Genomic DNA, 16,715 nt, shown 5'->3' with positions numbered 1-16,715 from the left:
CGCCACCCTCAACGGAGGCGCTTCGCGCCGCAGCACCTATTTCAACGCAATTAAGGCCGCCTTGGGGCGCCTGAGGTTCACCCGGTCGTGGCCCGAGCCGTGCCGATGGCGGCGGTCTGGTCCGCGACCGCGAACCGGTCCCCAGTGCTGATTTCCGACATTCGAACTCCCCAGTTCACTCGCCCGCTCCGATGAACGGGACTCGCGCGAGGGTAGAAGTACCGTCGCCCGCCGGGCCAGGGTTTTGCCGGAATTCGCGGCGATCAAGCACGACGACGCCACATCAGGCGGGTAACCGCCGCCGCGACGGACGCCGGCGCGGGCCGGCGGGGCAGGCCGCGCGCCTCCGGGGCGGACTCCGGCGCGGCCCGGTACGCGAGGTGCGCGGCGAAGCGGGCGAGCCGCGGCGTCACGAGCGTCGCCAGTTCGGCGGCGCGGCCTTCGGGCAGGCTGAGGATCTCCGGACGCTCTTCGAGGGCCTTCACCACGAGCGCCGCCGCGCGTTCCGGGCTGCTCGCCGGGAGGCCGCGGTAGCCGGTCGGCGCGATCATCGGCGTCCGCACCAGCGGCATCCGCACCGACGTGAAGGTGATCCCGTCCGACAGCGTTTCGCGCCCGGCCGTCAGCCCGAACTCCTCCAGCGCGGCCTTCGAGGCCAGGTACGCCGAGAAACGCGGGGTGTCGGTCTGCAGGCCCATCGTGGTGACGTTGACGACGTGGCCGAACCGCCGCTCCGCCATCGAGGGCAGCAGCCCGAGGATCAGCCGCACCGGGCCGAAGTAGTTGATCGCCATCGTGCGCTCGTAGTCGTGGAACCGTTCCGTGGACAGCGAAACCGAGCGCCGGATCGACCGGCCCGCGTTGTTCACCAGCATGTCGACCGCGCCGTGTTCCCCGAGGACGTCCTTGACCAGCGCGTCGACGGCGTCGCCGTCGGTGAGGTCGCACGGGTACGCCGCGGCGAGCCCGCCGGCCGCGGTGATCTCGGCGCGCACCTCCTCGAGCTCGTCGGCGCGGCGGGCCACGAGGATCACCTTCGCGCCCTTGCCGGCGACGGCGAGCGCCGAGGCCCGGCCGATCCCGGACGACGAGCCGGTGATCAGCACCGTGCGCCCGGCCAGCCCGTGGGTGCGGCGGGCGCGGTCGGGGTCGAGGTGGGCCTGCCAGTACCGGTAGAGCGGCGCCGCGTAGTCCCGCAGGTCGGGGAGGTTGATGCCGCTGCCGAACAACGCCGTCGTCGTGCGCGCGGTGTCGAAGACGACGTCCATGGTCAGGTGCGGCAGCACTTCGAGCGGGATGCCGAGCTCGTCGAGGACGGCGGCCCGCGCGGCCCGGCCGCCGGGCACCCGGTCGGCGCCCGCGGCGGCCGCTTTTGCGACCCGGCTGCCGACCCGTCGGACCACACCGGACGGCCGTGCGGGCAGCACGGCCCGGATCGTCGGCCCGCCGGCGGCGCGGGCGAAGGCGTTGTAGACGGAGTTGAGCGACTGCGGGTGCGCGGCGGCGAGGTGGTAGGTCGCCCCGGACGGCGCGTCCCGATGCATCAGGTGCTCCATCGCCTCGACGACGTAGTCGACCGGCACCAGGTTCGTCGCGCCGAGGTCGGGCGCGGCCAGCGGGATCCGCCGGGGCAGCGCCGCGAGCCGTGAGATCGCGGGGAGGAAGTAGTACGGGCCGTCGATCTTGTCCATCTCGCCGGTGCGCGAGTCGCCGACGACCGCGGACGGGCGGTAGACGCGGAAGGGCAGGGACTGCTCGCGCACGAGCTTCTCGGCCTGGAACTTCGTCGCGTGGTACGGCGAGCCGAAGTGCTGGCCGAGGTCGAAGTCGGCCTCGGTGAACCGCCCGGCGTGGTCACCCGCGACGGCGATAGAGGACACGTGGTGCACCAGTCCCGCCTCCGCGGCCAAGGCGAAGGCGAGCAGGTGCCGGGTGCCCTCGACGTTGGCACGCCGGTTGGCCTCCTCACCGGCGGTGAGGTCGTAGATCGCGCCGAGGTGGACGACGTGGTCTAGGGAGGCCAGCTCGGCGGGGTCGACGCCGAGCCGCGGCTCGGCCAGGTCGCCGACCACCGGGTGCAGCTTGTCCGCGCCCGCCCAGTCCCGCGCGAGCGTGGCCAGGCGGCCACGGGAGGTCTCCCGCACCAGCGCGTACACGGCGGACGTCTCCGGCCGCCGCAGCAGCCGGGCGACCAGGCGTTTTCCGATGAAGCCCGTCGCGCCCGTCACGAAGTAGGTCGTCATGGCCGGTCCCTTCCGTCGGGGCCGACTCTAACCTACTGGAAAGTAGGAACGGTAGTTGTCAGGTTTGGGTGTTGTCGTCCGCCGTCGCCACGATGGCGTCACGCAAGGCGGCGCGCAGCCGTCCGACGTCCAGCGGGCCGAGTACCGCGGCCTCGCCGGGCGGCGCGACCAGCACCACCTTGTCGTTGCTGACGAACACCGTCACGTCCCTGCGCCGGCCGGCCAGATCCCGGCAGCCGACCGACCATTCGCCCCGACTCATGGTCGCCGCCCTCCGATTCCTTCGTCGTGTTGTGCTCCGTGCGAGGGTGGGAGCGGGGCGGCGGAGGGCTATGACGCCGGTTCACCCGATCTGCCTACTCACGGGTTTTCCCTTGCGATTCGCGGATTTCCGGCGTAGGAGGCACGGGACGGGATGTGGCCCGGCGGGTTCGGGAGTAGCGTCCGCGGCACCAGCTGTCGTCACCGTGGAGGTCAGGATGTCGGAGCCGCGGAAGATCGTCATCGTCGGAGCGGGCCTGGGCGGGGCGTCCGCCGCGGCCGCGTTGCGCGAGCGCGGCTTCACCGGCGAAGTCCTGCTGATGGGTTCGGATCCGCACCGGCCGTACGAGCTGCCGCCGTTGTCCAAGGGTGTGCTGCTGGGCACCGCCGACGAGCCGGACTGGGTGCACGAGGAGAAGTTCTACGCGGAGAAGGACATCCGGTTCACGCCGGGCGTCACCGCGACGCGGGTCGAGCTGGGCGCCCGGCTGGTGCTGGACGACGCGGGCGGCGAGCACCGCTACGACCGGCTCGTGCTCGCGACGGGAGCGCGTCCGCGGACATTGCCGGTGCCTGGCGGCGACTTGCCCGGTCTGTACACCCTGCGCAGCCTCGACGACTCGCTCAAGCTGCGGTCCGCGTTCGCCGAGGCGGAGCGCGTGGTGATCGTCGGCGCCGGCTGGATCGGCTCGGAAGCCGCCGCGGCCGCACGGACGCACAACGCGGACGTGACGGTGGTCGACCCGGTGGCGGTGCCCCTGGCGACCGTCGTCGGCGAGACCGTCGGCGGGGTCTTCCGCGACCTGCACACGGAAAAGGGCGTGCACTGGCGGCTGGGCGAGCAGGTCACGGAGATCACCGGCGGCCCCGGCGGCGTCCGCGGCGTCCGCCTGGCCGGCGGCGACGAGCTGACGGCGGACGTGGTCCTGGTCGCGGTAGGCGCGGCCCCCCGGGTAGAGCTGGCGCACACGGCAGGCCTGGAGCTGTCCGACGACGGCGGCGTCTGCGTGGACGCGGGCCTGCGCACGGCGGCCCCGGACGTCTACGCGGTCGGCGACATCGCGGCCCACTTCCACCCGCGCTACGGCCGCCGCATCCGTGTTGAGCACTGGTCGAACGCGAAGGAGCAGGGCACGCACGTCGCGCAGAACCTGCTGGGGGAGAACGAGCCGTTCCTCGCTTCGCCGTACTTCTTCACCGACCAGTACGACTTGGGCTGCGAGTATCGGGGATTGGCGGACCCGGCGGTGGACGAGCTGGTGATCCGGGGCGACTTGGCGTCGAAGGAGTTCACGGCGTTCTGGCTGCGCGAAGGGCGAGTGGCGGCGGCGATGAACGTGAACATGTGGGACGACGGCGACGCTCTGTCGGCTTTGGTCGACGGCCGGGTGACTGTGACGGCGGAGCAGCTCAAGACGGCGGATCTGACATCGCTGACCTGACCCTTTCGGGCTGCCGCGCTCATAGAATTCGGTCCATGAGGCGAGACGAGCGCGGCAGATCGCAGCCGACGCGGGGCCGGAAGCTCTACCACGTGACCCTCTCGACCGAATCGCATCCGAGGATCGTCGAGGCGAACTCGGAGCGCGAAGCTCGACGCGGGTTCGGCAGCCGCGTAGTGAGTGTTCGTGAGATCGGTTCTTCCGAGGGACCCACCTGGCTTCGTGGTGTGATCGCCGGGGCACGACTCGCCGGGCAAGGGTTACGCGTCACGCGGCGCGGGATCCGCACGGTGTGGCGCTGGTGGCGCAACAACGACGCCAAGCCGTGAAGCCGGGCGCGGTCGCGACAGCCGATCAGCTCAAGACGGCTGATCTGGCGTCCCTGACCTGACTTCCCGCGTCAGAACCACAAAAGCCACCAGCGCCAGCAGAGCGAACCCCGCCATGGTCGCCGCCATCGGCACCGCCGTCCCGGGCCCACCCAAGCCGACCAACGGCGTCGCCACCGCGCCCACCACGAACTGCAGCACCCCCAGCAACGCCGACGCCGCGCCCGCGGACCGCGCATGCGAGGCCAGCGCCAGCGAACTCGCGTTCGGCATCACCAGGCCGATGCTCGACACCAGCAGGAACAACGACACCAGCAGGAACGGCAGCGGCGCCCGGAGCAGCGCCGCCAGCAGCACCAGCACTCCGCCGAAAGCGCCCAGCAGCAAGCCGGACGCCAGCAGGGCGCGCTCGCGGATGCGGCCCACCAAGCGGCCGTTGAGCTGACCCGCCAGGACGATGCCGACGCCGTTCACGCCGAACACCACGCTGTACGCCTGCGGGCTCAGCCCGTAAACACCCTGCAGCGTGAACGACGAACCCGAGATGTAGGCGAACATCGACGCGAACAACAGCCCCGACGCCAGCGCGTAACCCGCGAAGCTCCGATCCGCCACCAGCCGCCCGTACGTCCGCATCACCTGGCCGAGCCGTGCGGGGGAGCGTCGGGAAACGGGCAGCGGCTCGGGGAGCGCAACAGCCACCACGGCCAGCAGCAGCGCGCCGAACACCGTCAGCACAACGAACACCCCGCGCCAGGACGTCCAGTTCAGCAGCTGGCCGCCGATCAGCGGCGCGAGGATCGGGGCCAGGCCGCTGACCAGCATCAGCGTTGAGAAGAACTTCGTCATCGCCGTGCCGGAGTACAGGTCGCGGACCATCGCCCGCGCGATCACGATGCCCGCCGCCGCGCCGAGGGACTGGACGCCGCGGGCCGCGACCAGCAGCCACGCATCCGGGCTCACCGCGCACAGCACCGATCCCACGACATACAGCACGAGCCCGACGAGCAGCGGGCGACGGCGGCCGAGCGCGTCCGACAGCGGGCCGAGCACCAGCTGGCCCAGGGCGAGGCCGGCGATGAACGCGCTGAGCGTCAGCTGGACGGTGGTGTCCGCCGCGTGCAGGTCCTCCGCCATCCGGGGCAGCGCCGGCAGGTACATGTCGATCGACAGCGGCCCGAACGCCGACAGACCGCCCAGCACGAGGACGAACTTCAGCTGCGCGCGCCGGCCGGTCGCGGTACCTTCCGCCGTGGTGGTCATGCGCCTCCTCCAGTCCCTGCTTCCGACCAGCGACGCCGTGACCGGGGCTATTCCGGCTGTGACCCGGCCCACCGCGTGCTCAAACGAGCGGTGAACGATACTGATCCGACCAATTTCCCACCGATTCCGCATCAGCTCTGGATCGAGGGTCGAGACTGCGATATACATCGGATGTCTGGTCGTGTGGGTGAAGGGAATATCCGTGCAGCTTGTGCGCCTCGGGGAGCCGGGAAGTGAGCGTCCGTTCGTGCGTGCCGACAACGGCACCACCTACGGGCTGAGCGGCCTGACCGCCGACATCGACGGCGGGTTCCTCGCCGCGGACGGCGTCGCCCGCGTGGCCGCCGCGCTCGCCGCCGGGGAGCTGCCGGTGGAAGACGTGACGGCCCTGCGGGTCGGCTCGCCCATCGCCCAGCCCGGCAAGGTCGTCTGCATCGGCATGAACTACCGCCGCCACGCCGAGGAGACCGGCGCGACGCCCCCCACCGAGCCGGTCGTCTTCATGAAGGCGCCGGACGTCGTGGTCGGCCCGGGCGACGACGTCCTGATCCCGCGCAAGTCGGTCAGCACCGACTGGGAGGTCGAGCTCGGCGTGGTCATCGGCAAGACCGCCCGCTACCTCGACAACGTTGACGAAGCCCTCGAGTACGTCGCGGGGTACGTCGTCTCGAACGACGTCTCCGAGCGCCAGTTCCAGTTCAGCGCCGGTCAGTGGGACAAGGGCAAGTCCTGCGAGAACTTCAACCCGCTCGGCCCGGCGCTGGTCCCGGCGGGCGAGGTGCCCGACCCGCAGGACCTCGGCCTGCGGCTGTGGATCAACGGCGAGAAGAAGCAGGACTCGTCGACCAAGGACATGATCTTCAGCGTGGCCGAGATCATCCACCACCTGAGCCAGGTCATGGTGCTGCGCCCCGGCGACCTGATCAACACCGGCACCCCCGAAGGCGTCGCGCTCGGGCAGCCCGACCCCAAGCCCTACCTGCGTGACGGCGACGTCATCGAGCTGGAGATCGACGGGCTCGGCCGGCAGCGCCAGACCGCGAGGCAGGCCTGACCATGGCGAAGATCATCGGCATGGAGGTCCTCGACGTCCGGTTCCCGACCTCCCGCGAGCTGGACGGCTCGGACGCGATGAACCCCGATCCGGACTACTCCGCCGCCTACGTCGTGCTGCACACCGACGGCGGCCCGGACGGTTACGGCCTCGCGTTCACCATCGGCCGCGGCAACGACGTCCAGGCCGCCGCGATCCGCGCCCTCGCGCCGCACGTCGTCGGCCGGGACGTCCCGGAGGACGCGGCCGCGCTCGGCGACCTGTCCCGCACGCTTGTCGGCGACTCGCAGTTCCGCTGGCTGGGTCCGGAAAAGGGCGTTGCGCACATGGCCGTCGGCGCCGTGGTCAACGCTGCCTGGGACCTCGCCGCGCGCCGCGCAAGCCTGCCGGTCTGGAAGTTCGCGGCGCGCATGACGCCTGAGGAACTCGTCAGCCTGGTCGACTTCCGCTACTTGAGTGACGCGCTCACCGAAGCCGAAGCCCTCGACATCCTGAGGCGCGCGGAACCCGGCCGCGCCGAGCGCACGAAACAGCTGGAGAACGACGGCTACCGCGCGTACAGCACGTCACCCGGCTGGCTCGGGTACGCCGACGCGAAGCTGGTGCGGCTGGCCGAACAGGCCGTCGCGGACGGCTTCGACATGATCAAGCTGAAGGTCGGCGGCAACCTCGAGGACGACGTCCGGCGCATGAAGCTCGCTCGCGAAACCGTCGGGGACGGCATCCGGATCGCCGTCGACGCCAACCAGCGCTGGGACGTCCAGGCCGCGGTCGACTGGATGACCGAGCTCGCGCCGTACGACCCGTACTGGATCGAGGAGCCGACCTCGCCGGACGACGTTCTCGGGCACGCCGCCATCGCGAAAGCGCTTGCGCCCATCCGCGTCGCCACCGGTGAGCACGTCCAGAACCGCGTGGTGTTCAAGCAGCTGCTGCAGGCGAACGCGATTTCGGTGCTGCAGCTGGACGCCGCCCGCGTCGGCGGGTTCAACGAGAACCTGGCGATCCTGTTGCTGGCGGCGAAGTTCGGTGTGCCGGTGTGCCCCCACGCCGGCGGGGTCGGGCTCTGCGAGCTCGTCCGGCACCTGTCGATGTTCGACTTCGTCGCGGTGTCCGGCACCGACGCGGACCGCAGCATCGAGTGGGTCGACCACCTGCACGAGCACTTCACCGACCCGGCCGTCGTCGAGCGCGGCCGGTACCTCGCCCCGACCGCCCCCGGGTTCTCCGCGCGCATGCACGACGCCACGCTGCGCCGGTTCCGCTTCCCGGACGGTCCCGAGTGGACGGAGACCGCAAGTGAGTGAATTCGAGGGCCTGGTGGCCGCCGTCACCGGAGGCGCCTCGGGCATCGGCGCGGCGGTGGCGACCCTGCTGGCCGAACGCGGTGCGCAGGTGGCGGTCCTCGACCTGAACCCGGGCGACAACGGCATCCGGTGTGACGTCGGTTCGGACGACGAAGTGCGCTCGGCGATCGACACCGTCGTGGAACGCTTCGGACGCCTCGACATCCTCGTCAACAACGCCGGCATCGGCGCGCAGGGCGACGTCACGGCCAACGACGGTGACGAGTGGCACCGCGTGTTCGACGTCAACGTCGTCGGCATGGTCCGGCTCGCCCGGGCAGCCTTGCCGCACCTCAAGAACTCGCCGTCCGCGGCGATCGTCAACACCAGCTCGATCGCGGCCTGGGCCGGCCTGCCCAACCGCGCGCTCTACTCGGCCACCAAGGGTGCGGTGCTCTCACTGACCCTGGCCATGGCGACCGACCACCTGCCCGACCGGATCCGCGTCAACTGCGTGTGCCCCGGAACGGCGGACACCCCGTGGGTGGGCCGGCTGCTCGACGCCGCCGACGACCCGGCGGCCGAACGCGCGGCCCTCGCCGCGCGCCAGCCGATGGGCCGCTTGGTCACCGCCGACGAGGTCGCGAACGCCATCGTCTACCTCGCCAGTCCGCTTTCGGCTTCGACCACCGGCACCGCGCTCGCGGTGGACGGCGGTATGTACGGCCTGCGCCCGCGCGGCCCCGTGCAGCAGTAAACAGACTTGATTTCCGCTGTCATCAAGGAGGATGCGGTGCGCGCAGTGTCATTCCCGAGCAGGGTGATCCAGGTGGCCGCCACGGCCGCCGTCTGCGGCCTGGTTCTGGCCGCCTGTGGGTCCACCAAGGACAACGCGTCGGCGCCCGCGGCCGGCGGCAGCCCCGGCGGCAAGGTCGGGGCCACGCTGCCGCTGCTGACCTCGCCGTTCTGGCAGGCCTACAACAACTACGTACCGCAGATGGCCAAGTCCGAGGGTGTCGACGTCCTCCCGACCGTCAACGCGGACAGCGACCCGGCGAAGCTGATCACCGACATCGGCACCTTCCTCAACCAGGGCGTCAAGGGCCTGGTCGTGACGCCGCTGGACTCCGCGGCGATCGTCGCCGGGCTCAAGCAGGCGGAGAACAAGGGGGTGCCGGTAGTCGCGGTCGACGTCGCTCCCGAGAGCGGCAAGGTCGCGATGGTGGTGCGGGCCGACAACAAGGCCTACGGCACCAAGGCCTGCGACGCGATCGGCGAGAAGGTCAAGTCCGGCAAGGTCGTGCAGATCCAGGGTGACCTCGCCTCGGTCAACGGCCGCGACCGCTCGGAGGCCTTCAAGGCCTGCATGACGCAGAAGTACCCGGGCATCCAGGTGCTGGACATCCCGGCCGAGTGGAAGGCCGACAAGGCGTCCTCCGGCCTGGACAGCATGCTGACCGCGAACCCGGACATCAAGGGTGTCTACATGCAGGCGGGCGGTGTTTACCTCGCCCCGACCCAGCAGGCGCTCAAGCGCAAGAACCTCTCCTTCCCGGTCGGCGACCCGAAGCACATCGTGCTCGTGTCCAACGACGGCATCCCGCAGGAGCTGGCCGCGATCCGTGCCGGTGAGCTGGACGCCACCGTGTCCCAGCCGGCCGACGCCTACGCGAAGTACGGCCTGTACTGGCTGAAGAAGGCCATGGCCGGCGAGACGTTCAAGGCCGGGCCGACCGACCACAACAGCACCATCGTCGAGATCAGCCCCGGCATCCTCGAGGACCAGCTGCCCGCGCCCGTCATCACCAAGGACAACGTGGACGACAAGGCCCTGTGGGGGAACAACCTGTGACCGCGCTGCCCGCCGGCGAATCCGCCGTCCCGGTGGTCAGCGCCGTAGGAGTCGGGAAGCGCTACGGCCCCACCGTGGCGCTCCACGACGTCAGCCTCACCGTGCACCCGGGTGAGTCGCACGCGCTCGTCGGGCGCAACGGGGCCGGCAAGTCGACGCTCGTCACCATCCTCACCGGGCTGTCCGCGACGGACACCGGGCACGTCGAGTTCGGCGGCGAGCCGGCCCCGCCGCTGTCCAAACAGGACGACTGGAAGGCGCGAGTCGCCTGCGTGTACCAGCACGCGATGGTGATCCCGCAGCTCACGGTGGCGGAGAACCTGTTCCTCAACCGGCAGGCCGGCGGCGGGTTCGCCATCGGCTGGAAGAAGCTGCGGCGCCAGTCCGAAGAGCTGCTGGAATCGTGGGACGTGCACGTCGACGTCGACACCCCCGCCGGGGAGCTGTCGGTGGAGGACCGCCAGTTCGTCGAGATCGCCCGCGCGCTGTCCTACGGCGCCCGGTTCATCGTTCTCGACGAGCCGACCGCGCAGCTGGACAGCCAGGCCATCGAGCGGCTCTTCGAGCGGATGCGCCAGATGCAGGCCAACGGCGTGACGTTCCTGTTCATCTCGCACCACTTGCACGAGGTCTACGAGGTCTGCCAGGCGGTCACCGTGCTGCGCGACGCGAAGCACGTGCTGACCGCGCCGGTGGCCGACGTCGGCCGCGCCGAGCTGGTCGACGCGATGACCGGTGAGCCCGGCGGCCTGTCCATCCGCGACGCCGCCACACGGGAAGCCCTGGACGCGGACGCGCCGGAGATCCTCGCGGTCGACGGCCTGTCTGGCGAGGGCTTCCACGACGTCTCGTTCCGGCTCCACCAAGGTGAGGTCGTCGGGCTCGCGGGCAGCAACGCCAGCGGGAAGCACCAGGTCGCCGAGACGGTCTACGGCCTGCGGACGCCGTCCGCGGGCACGGTCCGCGTCGACGGCCGGCCGCTGCGGGCGGGTGACATCCCGGCGGCGCTGAAGGCCGGGATCGGCTGCGTGCCGCGCGACCGGCACCACGAAGGCCTGGTGCTGGAACACCCGATCATGGACAACACCACACTGTCCATTTTGGACAAGATGGGCCGCGGCGGGATCGCGTCGCCGAAGACGCGCTTCACCAAGGCGTCGCAGGCCCTGGCGGACTACGGCATCGTCGCCGCGAGCGCCGAGCAGCCGGTGTCCGACCTGTCCGGCGGCAACCAGCAGAAAGTCGTCCTCGCGCGGGCCTTGGCCAGCGACCCGCGGGTCGTGGTGCTGATCAACCCGACCGCGGGGGTGGACGTGAAGTCGAAGGAGGCGCTGCTCGCGGTTGTCGACCGGGTGCGCGCCGAGGGCAAGGCGGTGCTGATCGTCAGCGACGAGCTCGACGACCTGCGCCTGAGCGACCGGGTCCTGGTGCTGCGCGCCGGGGCCGTGGTCGCCGAGCACCAGGCCGGGTGGTCCGACGGTGACCTCGTGGCCGACATCGAAGGAGTCGAGCTTTCGTGACCGACGTGATGACCGATCCGCAGACGGAGCTGCCCGCGCCACCCCGGCGCCGCAAGGCCGTCTGGCTGCGGGAACTCGCGCTGCTGCCCGCACTCGTCGTGGTGTTCGTCATCGGCGGCCTGGTCGACGACACGTTTGTCGGCTGGAGCAACATCGTCAGCATCCTGACCGCGTCGGCCGCGCTGTCGCTGGTCGTGCTCGGTGAGTCGCTGGTGCTGATCACCGGGAAGTTCGACCTCTCGCTGGAGTCGACGATGGGCCTGGCGCCCGCGCTCGGCGCGATGGTCGTCATCCCGGCGGCGTCGGCCGGCTTCGGTGTTGAACTGCCCGCCGCGATCGGCCTGCTGGTGATCCCGCTGTGCGGGGCGGTGGTCGGGTTCGTCAACGGCTTCCTGATCGTGAAGCTGAAGCTGAACGCCTTCATCGTGACGTTGGCGATGCTGACCGTCCTGCGCGGGGTGCAGGTCGGGTCGACCAAGGGCAAAACGCTGTTCAACCTGCCGGACTCGTTCACGAACCTGGCTACCACGACGTTCCTCGGGCTGCCGATGTCGGTGTGGCTGGCCGCGGCGCTGTTCGCGATCGCCGGCTGGGTGCTGCGCTACCACCGCGTCGGCCGTGCGCTGTACGCGATCGGCGGCAACCGCGAAGCCGCGCGTGCCGCCGGGGTGCGCGTCGACCGGATCGCGTGGGCGGTGTTCGTCGTCGCCGGGATCCTCGCCGCGATCGGCGGCCTCGCCTACACGGGCTACGTCGGCGCCCTCGGTGCGAACCAGGGGTCCGGCCTCATCCTGCAGGTCTTCGCGGCCGCGGTGATCGGCGGTGTCTCGCTCGACGGCGGCAAGGGCACGCTCGTCGGTGCGCTGACCGGCGTCCTGCTGCTGTCGTCGGTGTCCAGCCTGCTCAACTACGCGCACGTGACGGCGGAGTGGCAGGGGGCGATCTACGGCGCCATCATCCTGGTCGCGCTGATCATCGCCCGGTACGCGGGTGGAAAGCCCCAAACCTGACACACACGCTGTGATCGTCGGACCACTGCGAGGAGAAAGAGCGTGTCAGGAGGCTTCCGCGGCCGGCTCGGCGTCGGACGTCGGGTCGTCCGCGGTGCCGAGCGCGTTGCGCAGCCACTGCTCGACACCCGCGACGTGCACGGTCGCCCAGGAGCGCGCCAACTCCGGCTCGCGGGCCGCGATCGCCTCGTAGATCGCCGAGTGCTGTTCCCGGGTCTTCGCGACCGCGCCCTCCTGGGTGAGGCCGCGCCAGATCCGGGCGCGGGCGGTCGGCCCGGAGAGGCTGTCGAGCAGCGAGCAGAGCACCGGGTTGCCGGAGCCGTCCGCGATCTTGCGGTGGAACTGCAGGTCGTTCGCGACCAGCGCTTCGACGGTCGGCGAGTCGGCCAGCTCGCCGAGCAGCTCGCCCAGCTCGGCGATGTCCGCGTCGCTCATGTGCAGCGCGGCCAGCGCGGTCGCGGCGGGCTCGAGGATCCGGCGCACGGCGAGGAAGTCGAGCACGGTGTCGTCGCGGTGGAAGTCGACCACGAACGTCATCGCGTCGAGCAGCAGGTTCGGCTCGAGGCTGGTGACGTACGTGCCGTCACCCTGGCGGACGTCGAGCACCCTGATCAGGCACAGCGCCTTCACGGCCTCCCGCAGGGAGCTGCGCGAGAGCCCGAGCCGCTGGGCCAGCTCGGCCTCCTTCGGCAGCCGGTCGCCCGGCGCCAGCTCGCCGGAGATGATCATGTCCTTGATCTTGTCGATCGCGACATCGGTGACGGGCATCGTGACCGCCCTCCCTGCAACAGACCTCGGATGTTTCGGTGTTGCTCCCCAGCGTGCCATGTCCCGGCGAAGGAGGGGTCATGACCCACCAGCCCACACCTCAAAGAGTGGCTCTGCACACCCGGCTGAAACCCGGCAAGGAGGCCGAGTACGAGTCCGTCCACGCCGTCATCCCGCCCGAGCTGGACGTCGCCCTGCGCGAAGCCGGCGTCCGCACCTGGCGGATCTGGCGTAACGGTCTCGACCTCTTTCACGTCGTCGAAGTGGACGACTACGCGGTGATGCGGGCGGCGTTGCGGGACCACCCCGCGAACATCCCGTGGCAAGCCAGGATGGCCGAGCTGCTGGCCGTCGAAGACGACTACTCCGGCGACGACACCGGCATCGGGCTGGTCTGGGAACTGCCGGTTGAGGAGTGACGGCGTTGGAACTCTCCCTGTCCCCGCTCGGGCTCGGCTGCGCGCAGCTGGGCAACCTCTACCACGCGATCAGTGACGAAACGGCGGCCGCGACCGTGCGGCGCGCGTGGGACGAAGGTGTCCGCTACTTCGACACCGCGCCCCACTACGGCCTCGGCCTGTCCGAAACCCGGCTCGGCGCGGCGCTGCGCTCGTACCCGCGTGACCAGTACGTGCTTTCGACGAAGGTCGGGCGTGTGCTGGAGCCGAACCCCGGTGGCGCGGGGGAGCAGGACGACCAGGGGTTCGCCGTCCCGGCCGCGTACAAGCGGCGCTGGGACTTCAGCCGCGACGGCGTCCTGCGGTCCCTCGAGGACAGCCTGACGCGGCTCGGGCTCGACCGCGTCGACATCGTCTACGTCCACGACCCCGACGACCACTTCGAGGAAGCCCTGCGCGGCGCCTTCCCGGCGTTGCGCGAACTGCGGGAGCAGGGCGTGATCGGCGCGTTCGGCGCCGGGATGAACCAGGCGGCGATGCTCGGCGAGTTCGTCCGCCGCACCGACCTCGACGTGGTGCTGGTGGCCGGCCGCTACACGCTGCTCGACCAGCCGGCGCTGGACGAGCTGCTGCCGCTGTGCGCGTCGCGGGACGTCGCGGTGGTGGTCGGCGGCGCGTTCAACGGCGGCATCCTGGCGACGGCCGAGCCGGGCCGCGTCTACGACTACGCCGAGGCGCCGCCGGAGCTCGTCGAGCGGGCCGCCCGGATCGCGGCGGTCTGCGCACGGCACGGCGTCGAGCTGCCGGAAGCCGCGCTGGCGCTGCCGATGGCACATCCGGCGGTGGCGTCGGTGGTCGTCGGCGCGCATGATCCGGAGCAGGTGAGCGTGAACGCCCGGCGAGCACGGGCCGTCGTGCCACCGCAGCTGTGGACCGAACTCGTCGGCGAGGGCTTGCTGCGTGCCGACGTCGTGATCGCCGAAGGAGTCTCATGATCGACGCCCACCACCACCTGTGGGACCCGTCGCGGCGCGAGTACCCGTGGATGGCGGGGGCGGCGATGGACCCGATCCGGCGGCCGTACACGGTCGACGACCTGCGTGCGGTGACGAAGGCGGCGGGCGTGCACGCGACGGTGCTGGTCCAGACGGTGTCGTCGGAGGAGGAGACTGCCGAGTTCCTCACGACCGCCGCCGCGGAGCCGGTGATCGCGGGGGTGGTCGGCTGGGTGGACCTGAAGGCGGCCGACCTCGCCGACCGCCTGGCCGCGTTGCAGGCGCAGGGACCGTTGGTCGGGCTCCGGCACCAGGTCGAGACCGAGCCGGACGACGACTGGCTGCTGCGGCCCGCCGTGGTGGCCGGGCTGAGCACGGTCTCGTCGGCCGGTCTCGCCTTCGACCTGCTGGTGCGCCCGGCCCAGCTGGCCGCCGCGTCCGAGCTGGCGATGCGGCTGCCGGAGCTGCGGCTGGTCCTCGACCACGCGGCGAAACCCCCGATCGCGTCGGGGGAGTGGGAGCCGTGGGCGTCCGGGCTGGCCGCGCTGGCGTCGCGCGAGAACGTCGTGTGCAAGGTGTCCGGGCTGGTCACGGAAGCGGACTGGACCGGCTGGGAGGTGGGCCACCTGCGCCGGTACGTCGACCACGTGCTGGAGGTGTTCGGCCCGTCCCGCGTGCTGTTCGGCTCGGACTGGCCGGTCTGCGAGCTGGCGGCGTCGTACGAGCTGGTCCTGGACGCGGCGATCGCGCTGACGGGCTCGCTGTCGGACGCCGAGCGGCTGGCCTTCTTCGAGCACAACGCCCGCCGGACCTATGCCATGGATGCGGACGGCGACACCTCTTCCAGGGGGTAAAAGAGGTGTCGCCGCCCGCGGCTGAGATGGCCTAGAACTCGTCGTCGCGGATCATGCCGCGCAGGCGGGTCAGCGCGCGGTGCTGCGTCACGCGCACGTTGCCCGCGGAGATGCCGAGCGCTTCGGCGGTCTCCTGGGCCGAGAAGCCGACGGCGATGCGCAGGGTCAGGATCTCCTGCTGCACCCGCGGCAGCGACGCGAGCAGCCGGCCCAGGCGGGCGCCCAGGTCGAGGCTCAGCGCGCGGGTCTCCGGCTCGTTGCCGACGAGCGGGCGCTCGGGAAGCTCGGGGACGGGCTCGGAGCGGTCACGGGCGACGGCGCGGTAGGCGTCGGCGACCTTGTTGGCCGCGATCGCGTGGACGAGGTAGAGGAAGGAGCCGCCCCGGTCCTGGTAGTCCGGCAGCGCCTTCAGCACGGCGAGGCAGACTTCCTGCGCGACGTCGTCGGCCGACAGGTAGGAGAGGTCGCGGCCGCCCATGCGGGCCCGGCAGTAGCGGACCACCACCGGCTCGATCATCTGGAGCAGGTTGTGGATCGCGGCCGGGTTGCCCTCGCCCGCGTCCTTCACCAGGGGGTCGAGATCCTCCTTGGTGAGGCGTCCGCTGGGCCGGGGCAATGACTCCGGAGTGCGATAATCGCGGACCTCACTGACGGATTCCTCAGTGGTCCTCGGCGGTGCTGTCATGAGTCGTCTCCCCGGCCGACCCTCGACCGTCGCTGCCGGGGGTTCCACTCTCCGTGACCGTTCGGTTGCAGATACTCCGGGAGGCCCGGGTTCATCCGCGTTCCGTGCGACGCTGGGTAATCGTAAGCACGTCATGCCGCATCAGTCCAGATTTCAACCACCAATACCCCGTTCGCAGGAGCGACCGTGATGTTCCCGCGACCAGCCGCGGCACATTGCGATTAATCGGTTTCAGGATGTGCCGACTTCACCCGTCAGTGGAGAACGACCACGGAAGTGGCAGTCAGGGTGACGGCGAGCGACGCCAGGGCGGGCATGGCGGGGTGGAGCGGCCTCGGTTCGGGTGCACGCAGCGCCCGTTCGCGCTGAACACCGATGCCGGCGAGGACTACGGACGTCGCAGCGGCGAAGAGGACGGGGATGAGTGCGAGGCCCCAGTGGTGCTGGGCGGCGGAGTGGAGGAGGAGGGCGGTGCAGGCGGCGGACCCCAGAGCGGTGCGCCACCAGGCGAGCCCGGTCCGTTCGGCCTGCGCCCCGGCGGGGGCGGTCACGAGGGTGTCCCGGCGGCGAAATAATCGCGAACGGCCCGCAGTCGGGGGAGGTGTGCGAGCCGGTCGCCCCGGGAGTTTCGACGCTCACGGTCCGTTGGGCAGTGGTAGCGGCGGGGGTTGGCAGGCTGCCAATTGTGACCCGGCGTAGTCATGAGGGCACCAGCAGACCCGCGATCGGCCAACCCGGTGGCGACGCCTTCGGTC

Annotated in this window: 17 protein-coding genes; 11 read left to right on the top strand and 6 right to left on the bottom strand. The window is 70.9% G+C overall.

The features are described 5' to 3' along the window. Positions 1 to 263 precede the first annotated feature (263 nt). Positions 264 to 2,243, bottom strand: a complete 1,980-nt coding sequence (locus ACIA5G_RS28135; RefSeq protein WP_395928390.1) for an SDR family oxidoreductase — start codon at positions 2,241 to 2,243, stop codon at positions 264 to 266. 58 nt (positions 2,244 to 2,301) lie between these two features. Continuing rightward, a complete protein-coding gene (locus ACIA5G_RS28130; protein ID WP_395928388.1) occupies positions 2,302 to 2,505 on the bottom strand; it encodes a hypothetical protein in 204 nt (67 codons plus the stop codon). Between the two features lie 217 nt (positions 2,506 to 2,722). On the opposite strand from ACIA5G_RS28130, the gene ACIA5G_RS28125 reads away from it, so the two are divergent. Both ACIA5G_RS28125 and ACIA5G_RS28120 read left to right on the top strand, forming a co-directional pair. Beyond that, positions 2,723 to 3,946: an NAD(P)/FAD-dependent oxidoreductase gene (locus tag ACIA5G_RS28125; RefSeq protein ID WP_395928386.1), complete on the top strand. Its 1,224-nt coding sequence runs from the start codon at positions 2,723 to 2,725 to the stop codon at positions 3,944 to 3,946. 92 nt (positions 3,947 to 4,038) lie between these two features. Further along, positions 4,039 to 4,275 (top strand): hypothetical protein, encoded by a 237-nt coding sequence (locus ACIA5G_RS28120; protein WP_395928384.1) that lies wholly within the window; start codon positions 4,039 to 4,041, stop codon positions 4,273 to 4,275. A 30-nt stretch (positions 4,276 to 4,305) separates the two neighbouring features. Here the strand turns inward: ACIA5G_RS28120 and ACIA5G_RS28115 are convergent, their stop codons facing one another. After that, on the bottom strand, positions 4,306 to 5,538 hold the full coding sequence (locus ACIA5G_RS28115; RefSeq protein WP_395928382.1) for a multidrug effflux MFS transporter: 1,233 nt from the start codon (positions 5,536 to 5,538) through the stop codon (positions 4,306 to 4,308). A 202-nt stretch (positions 5,539 to 5,740) separates the two neighbouring features. On the opposite strand from ACIA5G_RS28115, the gene ACIA5G_RS28110 reads away from it, so the two are divergent. The 6 genes from ACIA5G_RS28110 (at position 5,741) to ACIA5G_RS28085 (ending at position 12,260) form a co-directional block, all read left to right on the top strand. Beyond that, the gene (locus tag ACIA5G_RS28110) at positions 5,741 to 6,592 is read left to right on the top strand and encodes a fumarylacetoacetate hydrolase family protein (protein ID WP_395928380.1); all 852 of its coding nucleotides are present in this window, start codon (positions 5,741 to 5,743) and stop codon (positions 6,590 to 6,592) included. A gap of 2 nt (positions 6,593 to 6,594) precedes the next feature. After that, positions 6,595 to 7,899 carry an enolase C-terminal domain-like protein gene (locus ACIA5G_RS28105; RefSeq protein WP_395928378.1) on the top strand — a complete coding sequence of 435 codons (1,305 nt, stop codon included), beginning with the start codon at positions 6,595 to 6,597 and terminating at the stop codon, positions 7,897 to 7,899. Next, the gene (locus ACIA5G_RS28100; RefSeq protein ID WP_395928376.1) at positions 7,892 to 8,635 is read left to right on the top strand and encodes an SDR family NAD(P)-dependent oxidoreductase; all 744 of its coding nucleotides are present in this window, start codon (positions 7,892 to 7,894) and stop codon (positions 8,633 to 8,635) included. Before ACIA5G_RS28105 ends, ACIA5G_RS28100 begins: the two co-directional genes overlap by 8 nt. 63 nt (positions 8,636 to 8,698) lie before the next feature. Next, positions 8,699 to 9,730 carry a sugar ABC transporter substrate-binding protein gene (locus tag ACIA5G_RS28095; protein ID WP_395929249.1) on the top strand — a complete coding sequence of 344 codons (1,032 nt, stop codon included), beginning with the start codon at positions 8,699 to 8,701 and terminating at the stop codon, positions 9,728 to 9,730. Continuing rightward, the gene (locus tag ACIA5G_RS28090; protein ID WP_395928373.1) at positions 9,727 to 11,250 is read left to right on the top strand and encodes a sugar ABC transporter ATP-binding protein; all 1,524 of its coding nucleotides are present in this window, start codon (positions 9,727 to 9,729) and stop codon (positions 11,248 to 11,250) included. Before ACIA5G_RS28095 ends, ACIA5G_RS28090 begins: the two co-directional genes overlap by 4 nt. Beyond that, a complete protein-coding gene (locus ACIA5G_RS28085) occupies positions 11,247 to 12,260 on the top strand; it encodes an ABC transporter permease (RefSeq protein WP_395928371.1) in 1,014 nt (337 codons plus the stop codon). The genes ACIA5G_RS28090 and ACIA5G_RS28085 overlap by 4 nt, the downstream gene beginning before the upstream one ends. Positions 12,261 to 12,305: 45 nt before the next feature. Here the strand turns inward: ACIA5G_RS28085 and ACIA5G_RS28080 are convergent, their stop codons facing one another. Next, positions 12,306 to 13,028 carry a FadR/GntR family transcriptional regulator gene (locus tag ACIA5G_RS28080; protein ID WP_395928368.1) on the bottom strand — a complete coding sequence of 241 codons (723 nt, stop codon included), beginning with the start codon at positions 13,026 to 13,028 and terminating at the stop codon, positions 12,306 to 12,308. Positions 13,029 to 13,108: 80 nt separating this feature from the next. On the opposite strand from ACIA5G_RS28080, the gene ACIA5G_RS28075 reads away from it, so the two are divergent. The 3 genes from ACIA5G_RS28075 to ACIA5G_RS28065 are packed head-to-tail and all read left to right on the top strand — an operon-like array spanning position 13,109 to position 15,275. Beyond that, positions 13,109 to 13,447: an L-rhamnose mutarotase gene (locus ACIA5G_RS28075; protein WP_395928366.1), complete on the top strand. Its 339-nt coding sequence runs from the start codon at positions 13,109 to 13,111 to the stop codon at positions 13,445 to 13,447. 5 nt (positions 13,448 to 13,452) lie between these two features. Further along, complete coding sequence (locus ACIA5G_RS28070; protein ID WP_395928364.1) at positions 13,453 to 14,421, top strand: aldo/keto reductase; 969 nt, start codon at positions 13,453 to 13,455, stop codon at positions 14,419 to 14,421. Beyond that, positions 14,418 to 15,275: an amidohydrolase family protein gene (locus tag ACIA5G_RS28065; RefSeq protein ID WP_395928361.1), complete on the top strand. Its 858-nt coding sequence runs from the start codon at positions 14,418 to 14,420 to the stop codon at positions 15,273 to 15,275. The genes ACIA5G_RS28070 and ACIA5G_RS28065 overlap by 4 nt, the downstream gene beginning before the upstream one ends. Before the next feature lie 31 nt (positions 15,276 to 15,306). On the opposite strand, the gene shbA is transcribed toward ACIA5G_RS28065, so the two are convergent. Both shbA and ACIA5G_RS28055 read right to left on the bottom strand, forming a co-directional pair. Continuing rightward, positions 15,307 to 15,891 carry an RNA polymerase sigma factor ShbA gene (gene shbA / locus ACIA5G_RS28060; protein WP_395928358.1) on the bottom strand — a complete coding sequence of 195 codons (585 nt, stop codon included), beginning with the start codon at positions 15,889 to 15,891 and terminating at the stop codon, positions 15,307 to 15,309. A gap of 323 nt (positions 15,892 to 16,214) precedes the next feature. Beyond that, positions 16,215 to 16,511, bottom strand: coding sequence for a DUF202 domain-containing protein (locus ACIA5G_RS28055; RefSeq protein ID WP_395928356.1), 297 nt, complete (start codon positions 16,509 to 16,511; stop codon positions 16,215 to 16,217). Positions 16,512 to 16,715: the final 204 nt, after the last annotated feature.

Source organism: Amycolatopsis sp. NPDC051758, from assembly GCF_044453095.1.
Taxonomy (GTDB): domain Bacteria; phylum Actinomycetota; class Actinomycetes; order Mycobacteriales; family Pseudonocardiaceae; genus Amycolatopsis.
The sequence above is the reverse complement of the archived record's forward strand: the minus strand, read 5'-3'. Positions and strand labels throughout refer to the sequence as shown.

Bases quoted from the DNA above. Each gene is read 5' to 3' on its own strand.
- ACIA5G_RS28135 (WP_395928390.1), bottom strand. From the start codon at position 2,243: ATGACGACCTACTTCGTGACGGGCGCGACGGGCTTCATCGGAAAACGC.
- ACIA5G_RS28130 (WP_395928388.1), bottom strand. From the start codon at position 2,505: ATGAGTCGGGGCGAATGGTCGGTCGGCTGCCGGGATCTGGCCGGCCGG.
- ACIA5G_RS28125 (WP_395928386.1), top strand. From the start codon at position 2,723: ATGTCGGAGCCGCGGAAGATCGTCATCGTCGGAGCGGGCCTGGGCGGG.
- ACIA5G_RS28115 (WP_395928382.1), bottom strand. From the start codon at position 5,538: ATGACCACCACGGCGGAAGGTACCGCGACCGGCCGGCGCGCGCAGCTG.
- ACIA5G_RS28105 (WP_395928378.1), top strand. From the start codon at position 6,595: ATGGCGAAGATCATCGGCATGGAGGTCCTCGACGTCCGGTTCCCGACC.
- ACIA5G_RS28080 (WP_395928368.1), bottom strand. From the start codon at position 13,028: ATGCCCGTCACCGATGTCGCGATCGACAAGATCAAGGACATGATCATC.
- ACIA5G_RS28075 (WP_395928366.1), top strand. From the start codon at position 13,109: ATGACCCACCAGCCCACACCTCAAAGAGTGGCTCTGCACACCCGGCTG.
- ACIA5G_RS28065 (WP_395928361.1), top strand. From the start codon at position 14,418: ATGATCGACGCCCACCACCACCTGTGGGACCCGTCGCGGCGCGAGTAC.